Source organism: Halobacillus halophilus, from assembly GCF_020171985.1.
Taxonomy (GTDB): domain Bacteria; phylum Bacillota; class Bacilli; order Bacillales; family Halobacillaceae; genus Halobacillus; species Halobacillus halophilus_A.
The window spans coordinates 38,230-54,348 of the sequence record NZ_JAIVAL010000017.1 but is presented as its reverse complement, the minus strand read 5'-3'; the positions used below and the strand labels follow the sequence as shown (position 1 = coordinate 54,348).

18 protein-coding genes, 12 tRNA genes and 1 rRNA gene are annotated in these 16,119 nt (G+C 42.4%); 2 read left to right on the top strand and 29 right to left on the bottom strand.

Going from position 1 to position 16,119, the window contains the following annotated elements:
- The 14 genes from LCM11_RS19835 to LCM11_RS19770 form a co-directional block, all read right to left on the bottom strand.
- Nucleotides 1-90, bottom strand: a 16S ribosomal RNA gene (locus tag LCM11_RS19835); the annotation flags it as partial.
- A 118-nt stretch (nt 91-208) separates the two neighbouring features.
- A tRNA-Ile gene (locus LCM11_RS19830) sits at nt 209-285 on the bottom strand.
- A gap of 17 nt (nt 286-302) precedes the next feature.
- A tRNA-Gly gene (locus tag LCM11_RS19825) sits at nt 303-376 on the bottom strand.
- 33 nt (nt 377-409) lie between these two features.
- Nucleotides 410-486: transfer RNA gene (locus LCM11_RS19820), tRNA-Pro, on the bottom strand.
- A 5-nt stretch (nt 487-491) separates the two neighbouring features.
- Nucleotides 492-568, bottom strand: a tRNA-Arg gene (locus LCM11_RS19815).
- Nucleotides 569-642: 74 nt separating this feature from the next.
- Nucleotides 643-726: transfer RNA gene (locus tag LCM11_RS19810), tRNA-Leu, on the bottom strand.
- A gap of 43 nt (nt 727-769) precedes the next feature.
- Nucleotides 770-851: transfer RNA gene (locus LCM11_RS19805), tRNA-Leu, on the bottom strand.
- 9 nt (nt 852-860) lie between these two features.
- Nucleotides 861-936, bottom strand: a tRNA-Lys gene (locus LCM11_RS19800).
- 111 nt (nt 937-1,047) lie between these two features.
- A tRNA-Gln gene (locus LCM11_RS19795) sits at nt 1,048-1,122 on the bottom strand.
- A 10-nt stretch (nt 1,123-1,132) separates the two neighbouring features.
- Nucleotides 1,133-1,209: transfer RNA gene (locus tag LCM11_RS19790), tRNA-Asp, on the bottom strand.
- 14 nt (nt 1,210-1,223) lie between these two features.
- Nucleotides 1,224-1,295 (bottom strand) — tRNA-Glu (locus LCM11_RS19785).
- Between the two features lie 17 nt (nt 1,296-1,312).
- Nucleotides 1,313-1,403, bottom strand: a tRNA-Ser gene (locus tag LCM11_RS19780).
- Between the two features lie 4 nt (nt 1,404-1,407).
- A tRNA-Asn gene (locus LCM11_RS19775) sits at nt 1,408-1,482 on the bottom strand.
- Between the two features lie 196 nt (nt 1,483-1,678).
- The gene (locus LCM11_RS19770) at nt 1,679-2,134 is read right to left on the bottom strand and encodes a SprT family protein (protein ID WP_224895957.1); all 456 of its coding nucleotides are present in this window, start codon (nt 2,132-2,134) and stop codon (nt 1,679-1,681) included.
- A gap of 76 nt (nt 2,135-2,210) precedes the next feature.
- Here LCM11_RS19770 and cmpA point away from each other — a divergent pair, with 76 nt between their 5' ends.
- Nucleotides 2,211-2,321 (top strand): cortex morphogenetic protein CmpA, encoded by a 111-nt coding sequence (gene cmpA / locus LCM11_RS19765; RefSeq protein WP_087946026.1) that lies wholly within the window; start codon nt 2,211-2,213, stop codon nt 2,319-2,321.
- 46 nt (nt 2,322-2,367) lie between these two features.
- On the opposite strand, the gene LCM11_RS19760 is transcribed toward cmpA, so the two are convergent.
- The 15 genes from LCM11_RS19760 to acpS form a co-directional block, all read right to left on the bottom strand.
- Nucleotides 2,368-4,509, bottom strand: coding sequence for a Tex family protein (locus tag LCM11_RS19760; RefSeq protein ID WP_224895958.1), 2,142 nt, complete (start codon nt 4,507-4,509; stop codon nt 2,368-2,370).
- A gap of 168 nt (nt 4,510-4,677) precedes the next feature.
- A complete protein-coding gene (locus tag LCM11_RS19755; protein WP_224895956.1) occupies nt 4,678-5,274 on the bottom strand; it encodes a PP2C family serine/threonine-protein phosphatase in 597 nt (198 codons plus the stop codon).
- Nucleotides 5,274-6,053, bottom strand: coding sequence for an RNA polymerase sigma factor SigB (sigB, locus tag LCM11_RS19750; protein WP_224895955.1), 780 nt, complete (start codon nt 6,051-6,053; stop codon nt 5,274-5,276). Before sigB ends, LCM11_RS19755 begins: the two co-directional genes overlap by 1 nt.
- A complete protein-coding gene (rsbW, locus tag LCM11_RS19745) occupies nt 6,025-6,501 on the bottom strand; it encodes an anti-sigma B factor RsbW (RefSeq protein WP_014641681.1) in 477 nt (158 codons plus the stop codon). Before rsbW ends, sigB begins: the two co-directional genes overlap by 29 nt.
- Complete coding sequence (locus LCM11_RS19740; RefSeq protein WP_224895954.1) at nt 6,501-6,833, bottom strand: STAS domain-containing protein; 333 nt, start codon at nt 6,831-6,833, stop codon at nt 6,501-6,503. Before LCM11_RS19740 ends, rsbW begins: the two co-directional genes overlap by 1 nt.
- A 65-nt stretch (nt 6,834-6,898) precedes the next feature.
- On the bottom strand, nt 6,899-7,909 hold the full coding sequence (locus LCM11_RS19735; RefSeq protein ID WP_224895953.1) for a PP2C family protein-serine/threonine phosphatase: 1,011 nt from the start codon (nt 7,907-7,909) through the stop codon (nt 6,899-6,901).
- A gap of 14 nt (nt 7,910-7,923) precedes the next feature.
- Complete coding sequence (locus LCM11_RS19730) at nt 7,924-8,325, bottom strand: anti-sigma regulatory factor (protein WP_089752251.1); 402 nt, start codon at nt 8,323-8,325, stop codon at nt 7,924-7,926.
- Between the two features lie 3 nt (nt 8,326-8,328).
- Nucleotides 8,329-8,685, bottom strand: coding sequence for an STAS domain-containing protein (locus LCM11_RS19725; RefSeq protein ID WP_014641677.1), 357 nt, complete (start codon nt 8,683-8,685; stop codon nt 8,329-8,331).
- A gap of 5 nt (nt 8,686-8,690) precedes the next feature.
- On the bottom strand, nt 8,691-9,560 hold the full coding sequence (locus LCM11_RS19720; protein ID WP_224895952.1) for an RsbT co-antagonist protein RsbRA: 870 nt from the start codon (nt 9,558-9,560) through the stop codon (nt 8,691-8,693).
- A 255-nt stretch (nt 9,561-9,815) separates the two neighbouring features.
- Nucleotides 9,816-10,166: a type II toxin-antitoxin system PemK/MazF family toxin gene (locus LCM11_RS19715; RefSeq protein ID WP_014641675.1), complete on the bottom strand. Its 351-nt coding sequence runs from the start codon at nt 10,164-10,166 to the stop codon at nt 9,816-9,818.
- A 5-nt stretch (nt 10,167-10,171) separates the two neighbouring features.
- The gene (locus LCM11_RS19710) at nt 10,172-10,453 is read right to left on the bottom strand and encodes a CopG family ribbon-helix-helix protein (protein WP_014641674.1); all 282 of its coding nucleotides are present in this window, start codon (nt 10,451-10,453) and stop codon (nt 10,172-10,174) included.
- Between the two features lie 163 nt (nt 10,454-10,616).
- The gene (gene alr, locus LCM11_RS19705; protein WP_224895951.1) at nt 10,617-11,774 is read right to left on the bottom strand and encodes an alanine racemase; all 1,158 of its coding nucleotides are present in this window, start codon (nt 11,772-11,774) and stop codon (nt 10,617-10,619) included.
- Between the two features lie 123 nt (nt 11,775-11,897).
- The gene (locus LCM11_RS19700) at nt 11,898-12,917 is read right to left on the bottom strand and encodes a LolA family protein (protein ID WP_014641672.1); all 1,020 of its coding nucleotides are present in this window, start codon (nt 12,915-12,917) and stop codon (nt 11,898-11,900) included.
- 42 nt (nt 12,918-12,959) lie between these two features.
- Nucleotides 12,960-14,489: an NAD(P)H-hydrate dehydratase gene (locus tag LCM11_RS19695; protein ID WP_224895950.1), complete on the bottom strand. Its 1,530-nt coding sequence runs from the start codon at nt 14,487-14,489 to the stop codon at nt 12,960-12,962.
- A 62-nt stretch (nt 14,490-14,551) separates the two neighbouring features.
- Nucleotides 14,552-14,908: a holo-ACP synthase gene (acpS, locus tag LCM11_RS19690; protein WP_224895949.1), complete on the bottom strand. Its 357-nt coding sequence runs from the start codon at nt 14,906-14,908 to the stop codon at nt 14,552-14,554.
- A gap of 128 nt (nt 14,909-15,036) precedes the next feature.
- Here acpS and LCM11_RS19685 point away from each other — a divergent pair, with 128 nt between their 5' ends.
- Entirely contained in the window at nt 15,037-15,807 is a 771-nt protein-coding gene (locus LCM11_RS19685) for a rhomboid family intramembrane serine protease (protein ID WP_224895948.1), read from the top strand.
- Nucleotides 15,808-16,119 lie beyond the last annotated feature (312 nt).

Sequence of the window (16,119 nt, the reverse complement as noted above, 5' to 3'; positions counted from 1 at the left end):
AAGGGGATCCGCTTGCTTCCCGCGCTCGACTTGCATGTATTAGGCACGCCGCCAGCGTTCGTCCTGAGCCAGGATCAAACTCTCCATAAAAGTTGAGATTGATTAGCTCTTTGCACACCAAATGTGCTTGTTTGAATTCCTTCTAGATTGAAAGAATATCTTGACGTACTGGTTGGTTCGTTCAGTTTTCAAAGATCAAAAGTGTTCATGGTGGGCCTGAGTGGACTTGAACCACCGACCTCACGCTTATCAGGCGTGCGCTCTAACCAACTGAGCTACAGGCCCCAATGTTAAAGAAATAATGGAGCGGGTGAAGGGAATCGAACCCTCATCATCAGCTTGGAAGGCTGAGGTTTTACCACTAAACTACACCCGCAATATATAATTATTAAATGTAAGAGTTGCTCGATGGTCGGGAAGACAGGATTCGAACCTGCGACCCCTTGGTCCCAAACCAAGTGCTCTACCAAGCTGAGCTACTTCCCGTATAATGGCGCGCCCGAGAGGAGTCGAACCCCTAACCTTCTGATCCGTAGTCAGACGCTCTATCCAATTGAGCTACGGGCGCTTATCAAAAAAGCGACATTTATTAATGTAACATGCTTTACGGTTTAACGCAAGGGTTTTTTTGAAAAAACTTAGTGCGGCCGAGAGGACTTGAACCTCCACGGGGTTGCCCCCACTAGGCCCTCAACCTAGCGCGTCTGCCGATTCCGCCACGACCGCAAGTTGTAAAGACAATCCGCTGCTGATCATGGTGATTGGAAAGTGCGGGTGGAGGGACTTGAACCCCCACGCCGTGAAGCACTAGATCCTAAATCTAGCGTGTCTGCCAATTCCACCACACCCGCGTTAATAAATGGTGAGCCATGAAGGATTCGAACCTTCGACCCTCTGATTAAAAGTCAGATGCTCTACCAACTGAGCTAATGGCTCGCAATGTTATCAATCTATTTTCTAATGAGAAATCAACAAGCTTTCGTTAAAAGCACAAGGACTATCATATAACGTCCGTTGCTTTTTGTCAACTCATTTTTCAAAAGAAAATGGCTGGGCCAGCTGGATTCGAACCAGCGCATGACGGTACCAAAAACCGTTGCCTTACCGCTTGGCTATGGCCCAAACATAAAAGTGGCGGTCCGGACGGGACTCGAACCCGCGACCTCCTGCGTGACAGGCAGGCATTCTAACCAACTGAACTACCGGACCTATGTAATAAAAAGTGACCCGTACGGGATTCGAACCCGTGTTACCGCCGTGAAAGGGCGGTGTCTTAACCACTTGACCAACGGGCCATCACAAAAATAAGTAATGGCGGAGAAGGAGGGATTTGAACCCTCGCGCCGCTTGCGCGACCTACACCCTTAGCAGGGGCGCCTCTTCAGCCACTTGAGTACTTCTCCGTAATGGCTCCAACGGTAGGATTCGAACCTACGACCGATCGGTTAACAGCCGATTGCTCTACCACTGAGCTACGTTGGAATAATAAAAAACTTTAGATTCATTTGCTTGTCCTAAAAACAACTTCGTTATCAGCGACGTTTTATATAATATAATATTCAGCTGATAATGTCAAACCCTTTCCCGCAAAAAATTTGTTTCTTTTTCTTGTTTCGGGGGTTGTTTTGTTAAGGCTTATTTAATTTAACACGCACTTAATAATCCGTCAATGGATTTTTCACTTCTTTTTAAGTTTTCCCCCGCATTTTCCGCAACCATACCTTTTCGTATTAACTCTTCTCTTTCTCTTATATTCCAGACCGCATGAGGTGCACGTATAATAATGTAACTCTGCCTGCTTCTGCTTTTGAGATGGTAAGGCTTTACAGAATCTTGGAGAGTTAGTTGTTTTCAGAAGTTCTTTAAACTCACGGTCCCCATGCTTGTATCCTTTACCCTCGATATGCAAATGATAATGACAAAGTTCATGTTTAATAATGCCCTTAAACTCTTCCTCCCCCAATTCATCCAAGTACTTAGGGTTTAGTTCGATCACTCTTTTAGAAGGAATATACCTTCCTCCTGTAGTTCTAAGTCTTGGATTAAATTCAACATTATCTACGTAAGGCTTTTGAAAATTGGCAAGGGAGATTTCTTCTGTCCATTGTTGTAATTCTTCATTTGTCATCGTCATATAGGAACACCTACCGGCTTTTTAGCATACTTTATCATAAGTATCAAAAAAGATGAATACAGAGGAGTAGATATCCATGCCTGCATGGCTAAAAAATCAAATGGCTAGAGCTTTCGCCAATAAAGATAAATATCAAATTAAAATGCTGAACCAGTGCTGGTACTATTACCAACACCTCTATAAATAAAAGAGTACCCAGAAGGAAAATCTCCTCCCGGGTATCTATGGAAATCTTATGATTGAGGCATCATCGTGAGAGCGATTCGTTGTTTTTGGGTATCCACCTGCTCTACCCATACCGTTACAACATCTCCTACAGAAACAACGTCCATTGGGTGTTTAACAAACTTATTTGAAAGCTTGGAAATATGGACAAGCCCATCCTGTTTAACTCCTATATCTACAAAAGCCCCAAAATCCACTACGTTTCTAATCGTCCCCTCAAGCTCCATACCTTGTTCAAGATCTTCCATAGAGAGTACATTCGTTTTCAACAGTGGTTTTGGCAAGTCATCCCTTGGGTCACGTCCAGGCTGAACGAGTGACTTCCTTATGTCCTCAAAGGTCATCGTGCCTACATCCAGTTCGTCAGCCGTTTGTTCTGTATCCATTGCTTTAAGCTTCTCTGCAATCTCCGCGCTACCTAGATCTTCAACAGTCGCATCGACCATTTTCAAGAGTGAGCGGGCTGAACGGTAGCTTTCAGGATGAATCGGCGTACGATCCAACGGTTCTTTTCCATCCAGAATTCTTAAAAATCCAATACTCTGTTCATACGTCTTGGCGCCAAGCCTTGGAATATCCTTAAGTTCTGAACGTTTCGTAAACTTCCCGATTTCTTCTCTCTTCTTCACTACATTATTGGCTACAGCTTTACTAAGACCTGATACGTATTGAAGTAAAGAAGAAGAAGCCGTATTAACGTTTACTCCTACCTGGTTGACTACAGTTTCTACAACGAACGTCAATGATTCATTTAGTTTCTTCTGAGTGACATCATGCTGGTACTGCCCCACTCCAATGGATTTTGGATCAATTTTCACCAGTTCAGCCAATGGATCCTGAACTCTCCGGGCTATAGATACAGCACTTCTTTCTTCGACTTGCAGGTCAGGGAACTCTTCACGCGCTAACTTAGAAGCAGAATACACACTCGCTCCCGCTTCGTTCACAATCATATAAGAAGCATCCAGGTTATGTTTTTGAATCATATCCGCAACGAATTGTTCTGTTTCTCTGGAAGCTGTGCCGTTACCAATCGCCATAAGTTCAATCGGATATTTTTTCATAAACGACAATATTTTTTTCTCTGATCCGGCCGTATCATTTTTTGGAGCCGTTGGATAAATAACGGCAATATCAAGCACTTTCCCGGTTTCATCAATAACCGCCAATTTACATCCGGTACGGTAGGCAGGATCCACCCCCAATACAACTTTCCCTTTTAGCGGCGGCTGCAGCAACAAACTTCGCAGGTTACTGGAAAATACTTCAATAGCCTGCTCCTCAGCGCTTTCAGAGAGGGAGTTCCTGATTTCTCTTTCGATAGAGGGTTGGATTAACCGTTTATAACTATCCTGAATAGCTTCCGTTAAAATTTCCCGGAGTTTGCCAGAAGTAGAATTCTTGATCACCTTTTTCTTTATGTAATCAACAATGGATTCTTCTGGAGGCTGCACTCCTACTTTTAACACGCCTTCCTTCTCCCCACGATTTAAAGCTAAAATACGATGGGAAACGATCGACCTTACAGGTTCCTGATATTCGTAGTACATCTCAAATATATTTTTTTCGTCCTTATCTGCGTTTTTATCCGATGATTGGATCGTCCCTTTTTGAAAGGTCTGTTTTCTTATTTGATCCCGGTAGGCTGGGTCATCCGAAATCCATTCGGCAATAATATCATTTACACCAGCCTCTACCTCTTCTTCACTTACCATTTCATGTTCTTCAGAGAAGTAGGATGGAGCTTCTTTAGAGAAATCCATGTCTTGTTGCTCCCAGACTCGCAAAGCAAGAGGTTCCAAACCTTTTTCCTTCGCAATCGTGGCTCTTGTTCTTCGCTTCTGCTTATACGGACGATATAGGTCCTCAACTTTTTGAAGCTGAGTCGCTTGCTGGATTTCTTTACGTAATTCTTCCGTTAATTTATCCTGCTCATCAATTAACCGAATGACTTCTTCTTTTCTTTGGGTCAGGTTTTTTACATAACTCCACTGATCTTCTATTGATTTAATTTGTACTTCATCTAAACCACCCGTCAATTCTTTTCTATAGCGGGCAATGAAAGGCACAGTATTCCCTTCATTCAGTAATTCTATAACTTGCTTAACCGATGACTCCTTGATACTGGTCTGTTGAGCTACCAAGCTCATCAACTCAGGCTTCTGCTCTATTTCACTCAAAAAAAGGCCTCCTTCACAAACATCTACTCTGTATTGTATCAAATTCTTGGTTGATCCGTCAGAAGAACGCGAGACTATCCTTTCTCTTTTTAAGTTATTAAAAAAGGCCTTATTCTCTTTTCATAAGAATAAGGCCTTTTATACATACTCCATGGCAATTAATGTGGTATCATCTTCTCTGGCTTGTCCATAAAGTTCTTTATATTGATCAGTAATATCGCTCACATTATTTGTGGAGATATATTTAGATGTTAATCTACGGTCATTTACTCCATCCGAAAAAAGTAAAAAGATCATGCCTGCGCTGATCTCTCCTCTTGAAACTCTTAACTTACGAGAGAATCCGGCTAAATAACCGGCCAATGGAATATTGCGATGTCTTCTGCCATCTGGTTCAATGATTATGACTCCAATATTCCCAATAGAAGAGTATGAATATGTTTTAGCAGTAAAGTCTATTCTAAGTATCCCAAGAACGACCCCTCGTTTACCTACTAACACTTCATTACATTTCCGAACCAGGGCTTCAATAGTTAAATCCGTGTGTTCTTCAATGACATTCATAACGGCTTTAGAAGATTCATGGGCCATTTCTCCGCTGCCCAATCCATCAGCTAAAGCACATATGAAAGCATCCTCAGTTTCTTTATAAAAGTAACTATCTCCGCAATAGTAGTTGCCTTTTTTCGCTTTTTGATAAATCGATAGACGGACATGCTTGGACTGCTCTTCCACTAGAAGGCCTCTACCGATTCAGCTTGCAAGGCTTCCCTTAGTTTGCGAAGAGCTCGTCGTTGAAGACGAGAAACGTGCATCTGGGAAATCCCGAGTTTTTCTCCTGTATCCTTTTGGCTCATATTCTCAAAGTAAGTGCACTGAAGAATTTCCTGCTCACGTTCACTTAGAATGGGAAGGACTTTCTCAAGAAGCATCTGCTGATCAATTTGAGAATATCCATCATCCTGATTGCCGATAAGGTCAAGGATCGTTACTGTACTTCCATCAGAATCCGCTTCAATTTTACGATCGACAGATAAAGCTTTGTAACTTTTACCCATTTCCATTGTTTCCAGGACATCCTCTTCTGAAACTTCCAGATGGTCCGCTATTTCAATAACGGATGGAGATCGCTGGAGAGTATTGGTGAGTTCTTCGGCCGCTTTTTTAATCTTAGGACCAAGCTCTTTAATCCGACGGGGAACATGTACACTCCACGTTTTATCACGGATAAATCGTTTAATCTCTCCGATGATTGTAGGGATAGCAAAAGATTCAAAAGACTTTCCAAAAGAGGGATCGTAACGGCGAATGGCCGCTAAAAGCCCCAGCATGCCGACCTGGACCAGGTCTTCATGGATAGTGCTGTTCTTGGAATACTTGCGTGCAATGGATTCCACAAGGTCTTTATAAACAAGCACAATCTTCTCCTGGACCGCTTCATCAGTAGGATTTTCCTGTAAGTGTTCTATCCATTCATATACTTCATCATTGTGATGTTGAGATCTGGTCGCCATTCTGACCCACCTCAGCTTCATGGAGATATTTCGTCATTAGTACAATCACTCCATATTTACTATTAATTTCAACTTTATCCATAAGTGCATCGATCAGGAACAATCCGAAACCACCCTCACGGAGCTCTTCAATATTGTCATCTTGTTTGTAAGGGCCGATATCCTGCTTAATGTCTCCAAGGTTAAAGCTGCCGCCGTGGTCTGCAACCATTACTTCAAGACGGTCATCATACACACCAAAACCTATAGTGATTTCTCCTTCACCTGTTTCATTATAGCCGTGTTTAACAGCATTCGTAATGGCTTCAGAGATGGCTACTTTTAAATCTTCAATATCTTCATAGGTAAAGCCCATGCGGTTGGCGATACCAGAAATACTCAAACGTACCACGCCGATATACTCCGCTTTGGCAGGGACCTTTATTTCAACAAAATCAAATGGTTCCATTATTGCATTCCACCTTGTACTGTAGAATCTATATTCATGATCTCTGTAAGACCGGTAATTTTAAACAAGCGGTACACACGCTCCTGCATTTGTACCAATTTCAACTCAGTATTGTACTCTTTTGTAGATTTTAAAGCACTAATAAAGACACCAAGACCTGTAGAATCCATGTAATTCACATTATGAAGATCAACTTCCACAGTCTGACCTTCTTCTTTCGTTAAGGGCAATAAAGCATCTTTTAGCTTCGGTGCTGTAAATGCATCCACCTCTCCCGAAAGCACAACATAAGCGACATTTTCTTTATTCGTAACATCTATCGTTAGGTTCATCTAAAAGTCCTCCTAATATTCCTGTAAAAGTCCATCAAACGGTAAATACCCGTTTCAATTAAGGACTAAACATTCCTTTTTAAAATGATCAGGGTGAAATCATCACGCAGATGAAAATCCTGAAGACGTTCAAAGTGCTTATAAACATTCTCGACTGTTTCCTGAGCGGGCAAATGGGAATATTGCTTGATAACGTGAAGAATCTCTTCCTGTTCAATAAAACGGTCTCCCTGCCTGCACTCCGTCACTCCATCTGTCAGAAGGATAATCATGTCGCCTTTTTCAACTTTCTTCTGGTACTGAGTGTAGCTTGTTTCAGGAGATACCCCCAGCACAAGTCCAGGCACATCTATTTCCTCAAACTCATCCCGGTCACTATAGTAATAAAAACCAGGCTCATGACCAGCAGAAGAATAAGAGAACGTGTGCGTATTAGAATTATAGAGTCCATAAAACATTGTAATGAACATACTCGCATCCACATTTCGTTCAACGACGCGATTCAGACTGCCCAGAATCACGCTTGGATCCATACGCATTTCCGGATAGCTGTCCATTGAATATTTGATCATAGACATACACAATGCTGCAGGTACCCCTTTTCCAATGACATCCGCTACAGCTATTCCGAGAGAACCTTTGCCATCCTGAACAAAATGGTGATAATCCCCATTCATCTGTTTAGCAGGTACACTCAAAGCTCCAATGTCCACCTCTTCCACATCCGGTTTAACAGTGGACAATAAGGTTTTTTGCATATTAGCGGCTACAGAAATTTCGGATTTAAGCTCCAGCTGTTTTTCGCGAAGCGATTGATGTTCTTGATAAGCCAGTCCATAAGAAATCATAGTTTCTAAAAGAAAATTCATCGATGCCTGAATGTAATCGGGCATTTCCGGGTATAGTTCCTGTAAAGATTGAATATGCACATTTATAATTTCTTCAGGTGAAATATTTTGCTGCATAGACTGCTTACTGAACTGCTCTGCCTGATACAGAGCTTGTTCATCTTGTGTTTTGATATATTCCTGTAGAAGTTCTTTATAATTTTCCAGGTCAAGCTTTAGTGTACTCATCGTCTTATCCTCCTTTAACGGAGCCATTTAATGACTGTAATTTCAGTCCCTTTTCCTTCTTCGGATGTAATATCGAAATCGTCCATTAGACGCTTTACACCCGGAAGACCTGCACCGAGTCCGCCAGATGTAGAAAACCCGTCTTCCATCACCTGACTGAGTTCTTTAATACCAGGACCACTATCTATGGCCAGTATCCTGATTCCTTTTTGATTCATATCTTCAAGAGCTTCAAAGCAGACTTTACCTGTTCCAGCATACAAATAAATATTCCTTGCTAACTCTGATATGGCAGTGGCTATCCGCGCCTGATCGACTGTGCCAAACCCAATTTTTCTGGCAATGTCCCGACCAAGTTGGCGTGCCCCTACAATGTCCCACTCCTTTTTTATATTCACACAGGATTGGAAGTCCATGGGCTACTCCTCCAGTTCCTGACGAAGTTTAATCAATCCTTGTTCTAAATCTAATGCAGTAGGGACATCCTGCAAGTGTATCCCTAAATCAATCAGAGTCATAGCCACAGCTGGCTGAATACCCGTAAGCACCACTTTGGCACCCATTAAATCGGACATTGTGACCACATCTCCAAGGACTTTCGCGATGAATGAATCAATGATGTCAACGGAAGTTAAATCGATAACGACACCAGAAGCACCGCTTTCATGAATTTTACTTAACAGATCTTCTTGAAATTGTATAGCTGTCTGATCATCCAAATCGATTTGAATGGAGATCAGTAAATAATTGTGCAATTTTAATATAGGAATTCTCAATTTGTTCACTCCCTGTCTAGCGAATCGATTAATCGTTCAATATCTTTATCATTATTCTGAGTTTCTTCTATGCGGCGATTCGTTAATTCGAGTGCTGTTTGGAACCCTTTACGAAGTGAACTTTTTGTCGGGAATTTCCCGAGATCAATTCCTAGATTCACAATCGTTTGAGCAATTTCAGGACGTATGCCCACTAAGATACACCGGGAGCCAATTAAACGGACAGCTTCTGCAGCTTGAATGATATGATGGGCCACCATTGTATCAACGACAGGCACTCCCGTAATATCAATTAAAACAACCTCAGCATTGTGTTTAATAACTCCATCTAGAAGGTTCTCCATAATCTGCTTGGCACGTTCCGTATCAATCGTTCCTATAAGAGGCATAATCGTGATGTTTTCCATGACGGGTATCAAAGGCGCTGACAGTTCCTGCAGCGCTACCCGCTGCAGAGATACAATGTGTTCCCAGCTGCCAGAGTATTCATTTACTAAACGATTGATAATCGGATCCACCCAGTCATCGACTTCTCTTAACACTTTCGAAAAATAATCCGAATCGATTTTTTCGGACTGCTGCAGAATATATCCCGTTACGACACGCCTGAACACCTGCATGCCATCTGTAAGATAGCTAAGCGGCCACCCCAGGTTAATTAATCGTTCCGAAAAATCATCTAAATCTGAAGAGAGGCCCTTCTTTTCAATACTGGAAAAAATGACATTCACAAATTCACGATTGGTACTTTCAAACATTTCTTCAGAAATTGTCGATGTATAATCATTCTTCTTGTGAGTATCAATTTCCTCCAGCCACATTTTTACAATATCGTCGCTGTGTTCTAACACGACATTCTTTAATTTCTCATCCATTATCTAAACCTCCGCCTCGGAACCCTATTCAGTAATCATTAGGACACGCTCTAATAATATTCAGATATAATGTTACCAAAAATCAGGGTAACATCATACTAATACGTTGTGGAAATGAATGCTAATATAATAAGTTACAAGAATCTTCATCATATTTCTATTATAAACTACACAATAAAAAAAAATAAAGCTACCTCACGCAGGTAACTTTATCTAAGGAAAAAAACATCGTTTTTTCCTTATGCTCTGTTGTAATCAGAAATCAATTAATCCAAGGCTGATTTGCAGCGCTTTGTTGACTTCCAGCATCATTGCGTCGTCCAGTTGAGTAATCTTGTCGGTCAAACGCTGTTTATCAATCGTTCTGATTTGTTCCAATAGGATCACAGAATTTCGTTCGAACCCATATTTTTCTGCATTGATTTCTACGTGTGTGGGAAGTTTGGCTTTTTGTATTTGCGCTGTAATTGCAGCTACGATAACTGTAGGGCTAAAACGATTACCGATATCATTTTGAAGGATGAGTACAGGACGCACCCCGCCTTGCTCTGATCCCACTACCGGGGACAAATCAGCGAAATAAACGTCTCCTCGTTTGACTATCACTGGCTTCACACCCCGCCCACTAATTGCTCCAGGGTGTGTTCTGCCTCCTCTTCAGCTTGAAACATTTCTGAAGCGATGTTTAAATTAATTTTCGCCATTTCCATGTAGCCTCTTCGCATGGATTCCCTGACATGACGCTGTTTCTTCTCACGCAAATACATTTTAGTTGCTTGACACATGAAATCGCTCCGATCACTATTTTCGAGTTGAATAAAGCCGTCCACTTCATTGAGTAGGTTATCCGGAATCCGGATGACAATCTCCTGCATGCTATCGGACAAAACCATACACCTCCACCATCTTCTCTCAGAAAGAAAACCAGTCAATAATTCCACTCTAATCTTATCAAAGGGGAGTGTCTATTGCAAAGGCATGTTGGAATTTTTTCGTGAAATGTGCTCTGTTACATCCAAACATAGGGAGGATTGTCTCACACCTGGACCCGTTTTTTTATAGAGGATTATCTACTTCCACCATATGGCCGTTTTCAAAAAACATTCTCGGAACCCTGTAGCTGATCATACAGGGTATTTCATAATTAATGGTTTCAAGATAATCTGCCACTTCATCCGTGGTAATCTCGTGAGCCCCCTGTTTACCAATTAAGGTAACCTTTGTGCCCAAAGGATATTCCTGATCAAGACGAATCATAAATTGATCCATACAGATCCTGCCAACAATCGGGTGACGTTTGCCGTCAACCAGCACTTCCATCCCCTGTAATTTTCGTATCCATCCGTCAGCATAACCAAGAGGAACCGTACCAATCCATTCTTCTTTTCGGGTATGATAGGTTGCTCCATAACTGACCGCCTCTCCTGCATCCAATCTTTTCACATGAATGAGACGGCTCTGCAAGGAAAAGGCAGGTTCCAAGGCGATAGGACGCTCTTCTTTCACCACGTCTGATGGATATAAACCGTACATACTAATCCCAAACCGGACAAAGTGTTTCATTCGGTCTGGAAATCTCATACTGGCCGCACTATTTCCTGTATGAACTTCGACATTTTCCTGCCATACCCTCTCAAAATGGGAAAATAGATACTCAAACCGTCGTTCCTGTTCTTCGAAATACCCCGTTTCCTCTTCATCCGCCGTCGCGAAATGAGTGAACACCGCTTCCAATTCTAAGCTCGGGTTATGCCGGAAATGATCGAGAATATCGTCCATTTCCTTTGTCGTTCGAATACCAATTCTCCCCATTCCTGTATCCCATTTCATATGCAGTTTCAGCGGTTTTTCAAAATGAAGACATTGTACTTGCTCCATCCATTCTTTTTGAAAAACGGTTACTGAAACCTTGTATTCTGAAGCCGTTACAGCATCTTCCGGCCGAGTCCATCCCATTACTAATATAGGGGCTTCTATTCCAGCTTCCCGAAGACGGATTGCTTCATCTAAAAGAGAAACAGCAAGAGCTTTTGCCCCTGACTTTAATGCTTGCTTTGCAACCTGGATATCCCCATGGCCATAAGCATTGGCTTTTACCACCGCATAGATTTCAGTTCCATCCTGAAGACGCCCCTGCAACTGCCGGATATTGTAACCAATCTTGGACAGGTCCACTTCTGCCCAGGAATCTCGATAAAAAGTTTCGATTGACACGGGGTCCCCTCCTCTTTTGTTCCATATCTTTCTATTATTGAACGTGGGGGTTCCCCTGTCAATGGCGTTCCTGCAGCAACAAGTAAAAATAAAAGCAGACCGTTAAGCCTGCTCCTTCCATGATTATTTCACTGCTGTACTATTAATGGAGCTTGCCACTGAAACCATTTCAGCTTGCGTTAAGTCATTGCTTGCCAGCTGATACGTTGTACCATTCTGGCTCCACTCCAGCCGATTATTTTCCATCGCTCCAATAACCCCATCAGCCAACTGAACAGGCTCTCCGTTTACCTGTACAGAATATTGGGCGCTGGCAGGTTGCACCTCTGCTTTTTCCTGAATAAGCGTAAAGCTCTTGTCGCCGCCATACGTCATAATAACCCGTTTACCATCTTCCGTCTTAACTTCCTGCTCTTCAGCAAGGTCTGCTCCGTAAGTTTCTTGAGGATAAAGAACTTCAGCCATTTCGGTTCCTTCCATACTTGCTACCGGCACTTCAGAAGGAGCCATAGCCATATTCTTATCAACATCGAAATCTTCTTTCTTCAAGGATTCATCTTTTGCGAAATTAGCAAACTGCACTTCTACCAGAGCATTCATATCCTGATCAAAAACTTTGACCATAACGGGCTGGTAGGACTTTTTATCGAAATAGATTTCCTGGTAAGGTAATGTTTTATTGTTCTGATAGTTGGTTTTGGTCTTAAATTTAAAATGGTTTTCAGTAGCGCTGAACTCAGCATCTCCATCGGCCTGAATATCTTTCAGTAAAGAAGCATAAAGGTAAGGCTGGCTTGTATTTTGCGGCCACTCACTTTGGAATTTAAAGCTCTTATTAAGGGCCGGTGTTAATACATAGACGCCACTGTCATTCTTTAAGATAATCTGGCTCCCTTTTTCATCTTGATCATTTTCCAGCTTCACACGATAGAAATCGTCCTTCTTATGCCAGACTTGGATATGATATTTCTGCTCCTCTTCTCCTGTCCGCATCTTCATATTGGCCTCTGTCTTATATCCAGCCATTTCTTCTGATTGTTTTTCGAGCTTTTTCATAACATCCTCTTTTGATTGCGAGCCACAAGCGGTTAACGCTCCAAGAACCAGCATGGTGAACAATATGATGAGAAAACGTCTTTGCATAAGACTCAACTCCTTTGTCTCTACTGAAGGACAAAGGGAACGTTATGCTTTGGATGACGCAGAAAATGTACGAAAGGTATGGGATAAACCTTCAACCAAATCCGAAGCGAGAAGATCAGTCTTCGAATGTTCCTCCTGAACCAAATAATCAGCGGTCGAACCATGAATCACACAGCCATTACTTAAGGCATCGAGAATATTGTCTGACTGAAGCATCATTCCAAATAGAATACCAGACAGAACATCTCCACTTCCGCCTTTCGCAAGACCAGCATTACCAGTCATATCGACCCGCTGCTCACCATCTGGAGCAGTAATAATAGTGTAAGGACCTTTCAGGACGAGATACACTCCGTATTCAGAAGCGAATTCTCGACTTCTTCGAAAAGGGGATTGCAGAATTTCTTGAATAGATATACCCGCAAGATAAGCAAATTCTCCAGGATGAGGGGTTATGACCGTAGGCAGACTCCTGTCTTTCATAGAATTAAGCATGGGTTTCAGCACATAAAGACCATCTGCATCAATCAATAAAGGACCTTTACACTCTTGAAGCATATGCAATACTAGTCCTGCAGCTTCTTCGTGACGTCCAAGCCCCATACCAATCGCAGCCCCGTCATACTTTGATAATTCAGGGATCACTTGTCCGGTAATCACTCCTTCTTTCTCTGCCAATCCGGAAAAAGTTGCTTCCTGGACATAAGAAGTAACGGAAGGAATAATACTTTCAGCGGTTGCAATGGTAAGCAGACCCGTCCCACTTCTTAACGCTGCTCTTGCCGCCATAGCAATAGATCCCGGCATAAAATAGGAGCCTCCTGCCATTACACCTTTCCCATGACTGCCTTTATGAGAATGACTATCTCGTTGGGGTAAATTCTTCTGAACGTCCTCCACACTCCATAAATACCGCTTAACTTCTGGAAGTTTCTTTACAGGAAGTCCAATTTCTACGACACTCCACTCTCCGTAATAAGGACTTGTGTGCTGCAGAAAAACACTTAGTTTTGGAGCAGCTATAATGGTCGTGTAGTCTGCATGGAAGGCATCAAAATCATCAACACCTTCTCCGGCTGGAAGACCTGTCGGAAGATCTATCGCTAGTCTAAGCGCTTTATGCCCATTTGCTTTTTCAACAATTTCGGCTAAGGGGGACCTCAGACGTCCTTCTATACCAATCCCAAGCATCGCATCAATAATCACGGATGCCTGGTATAGGGAAGGCAGGAATTCCTCCATAAGGGAAAATTTCTTCAGCTCAAACCCTGAGTTTTTAAAAATATCCCGATGGGCTTCCGCGTCCCCTGAGATTTTTTCATCAGGAACGACCTGCCAGGCTTCCACCTTGTAGCCTCTGTTCAGAAGCGTCCGCGCAATGACGAAACCGTCTCCGCCATTATTTCCGGATCCTATGAGCACAATCACCTGATCTTTACGCTTAATTCTATGCTCCAAATCATCAGCTGCCGCACGACCGGCGCTCTCCATTAACATCTTTCCATCAATCCCGGCAGACTCAATGGCTGCCTGATCCCTTTCGTACATTTCTTGTGCGGTTACAATATCCAAAAAGTTCCCTCCTACCCGCATTACAATGTTATGAGACAAACTATGTAAATATGTCAGATCTATTACCTCTCTTCTAACACCACTTGAGCAACAGCGTGCGTAGTGCTGTGGCTGATCGACAACCATATGTGCAAATTTTCAAACCCCTGAACCTTCATAGACGGGGCTCCTTTACCATTCGATAAAACTTCAATGTGCTGAAAGCTCAAAGCACCAATACCTGTACCCAGGGATTTTGCGAGAGCTTCTTTAGCAGCAAATCGTCCAGCAGCATATTCAGTCTGCCGGCGTTCATTTAATTCTTTAAAACGCTGGTACTCTCCATCCGTTAAAATTCGTTGAATAAATCGAGGCTTTCGCTTTATACTTTGTTTAATACGATCCATTTCAATGATGTCAATTCCGATACCTCTGATCACATAAGATCTTCCTTTTCTACTGAAGTAGTAACAGTATACCCGAATTTTATGCCGATAAAAATGGATATGAGATTCGGAGCGCGTCATAGTATGATAGTAGGAACGCAACTTAAAGGAGAATAACGCCTATGTTTGTCAGAACAGAAAGTTTCAAAGAATTTCTGAAGTTCTATCCCATTGTTTCCACACTTGTTGGTATTCATCTCTTGCTGTGGATATTAATTGACTTTCTCCAATTCGGATTTGCACTGGAGCTCCTGCGCTTTGGAGTCGGAGTTAATGTCTTAATCCTCGAAGGAGAATACTGGCGGCTTGTCACCCCAATTTTTCTGCATGCAGGATTTGCTCATGCCTTATTTAATTCCTTTTCACTTGTTTTATTCGGTCCGGCACTTGAACAGATTCTTGGTAAGTTTAAATTCATCTTTATGTATTTGTTCGCAGGAATTGCAGGTAATCTAGGAACCTTTATCGTAAATCCAGACGCTTATTACCAGCATCTAGGCGCTTCAGGTGCCATCTTTGGAATTTTTGGCGTCTACGTCTTTATGGTCCTTTTCCGCAAGAACCTAATCGATCAGGCCAACTCACAAATCGTTATGGTTATTTTTATATTAGGTTTGTTCATGACATTTACGCGACCTAACATCAATGTACTCGGCCATTTGTTTGGATTGATTGGCGGGTTTGCCATCGCTCCAACCATTCTCCGAAATGCAAGACCATTTTCAATTTGGCAGCAGCGCGCCCGTACTTCGAGTCAGTCAAGCGGAGATATTTCTTTTAATCCTAATCGATGGAAGAAGCGGCGGTTTCCTTGGAAAAAATACGGTGGTTACGCATTCTGGTTTGTGATAATTTTCCTCGTAGCCGTAGCCCTGTTCAGCCGAGTACTATAAACATTGGCTGTTTTCTTAACCATAAAGCCTCTCCTAGACTAAGGAGAGGCTTTTTTACTATACTCTTTTATTTAGTTGTTTGTTCCATATAAGCTCCCTTTTCTGTAAGACTCGATTTCGAGATATTTGTTGAGCGTAAGGTCCTGCGGAGGACGATTTCTCTTTCCGGCCCTGCACGACGCAGGGTCGTTCGATGTTGCCACAGGAAGTGGCGGTTTTAGTCGAACTTCCTATATGTGCTGAGCCTCCTCAAGCTAAAGCTTTCCGGGGTCTCACCGATCATGTTTATCCCGCAGGAGTCTACATCGTCCC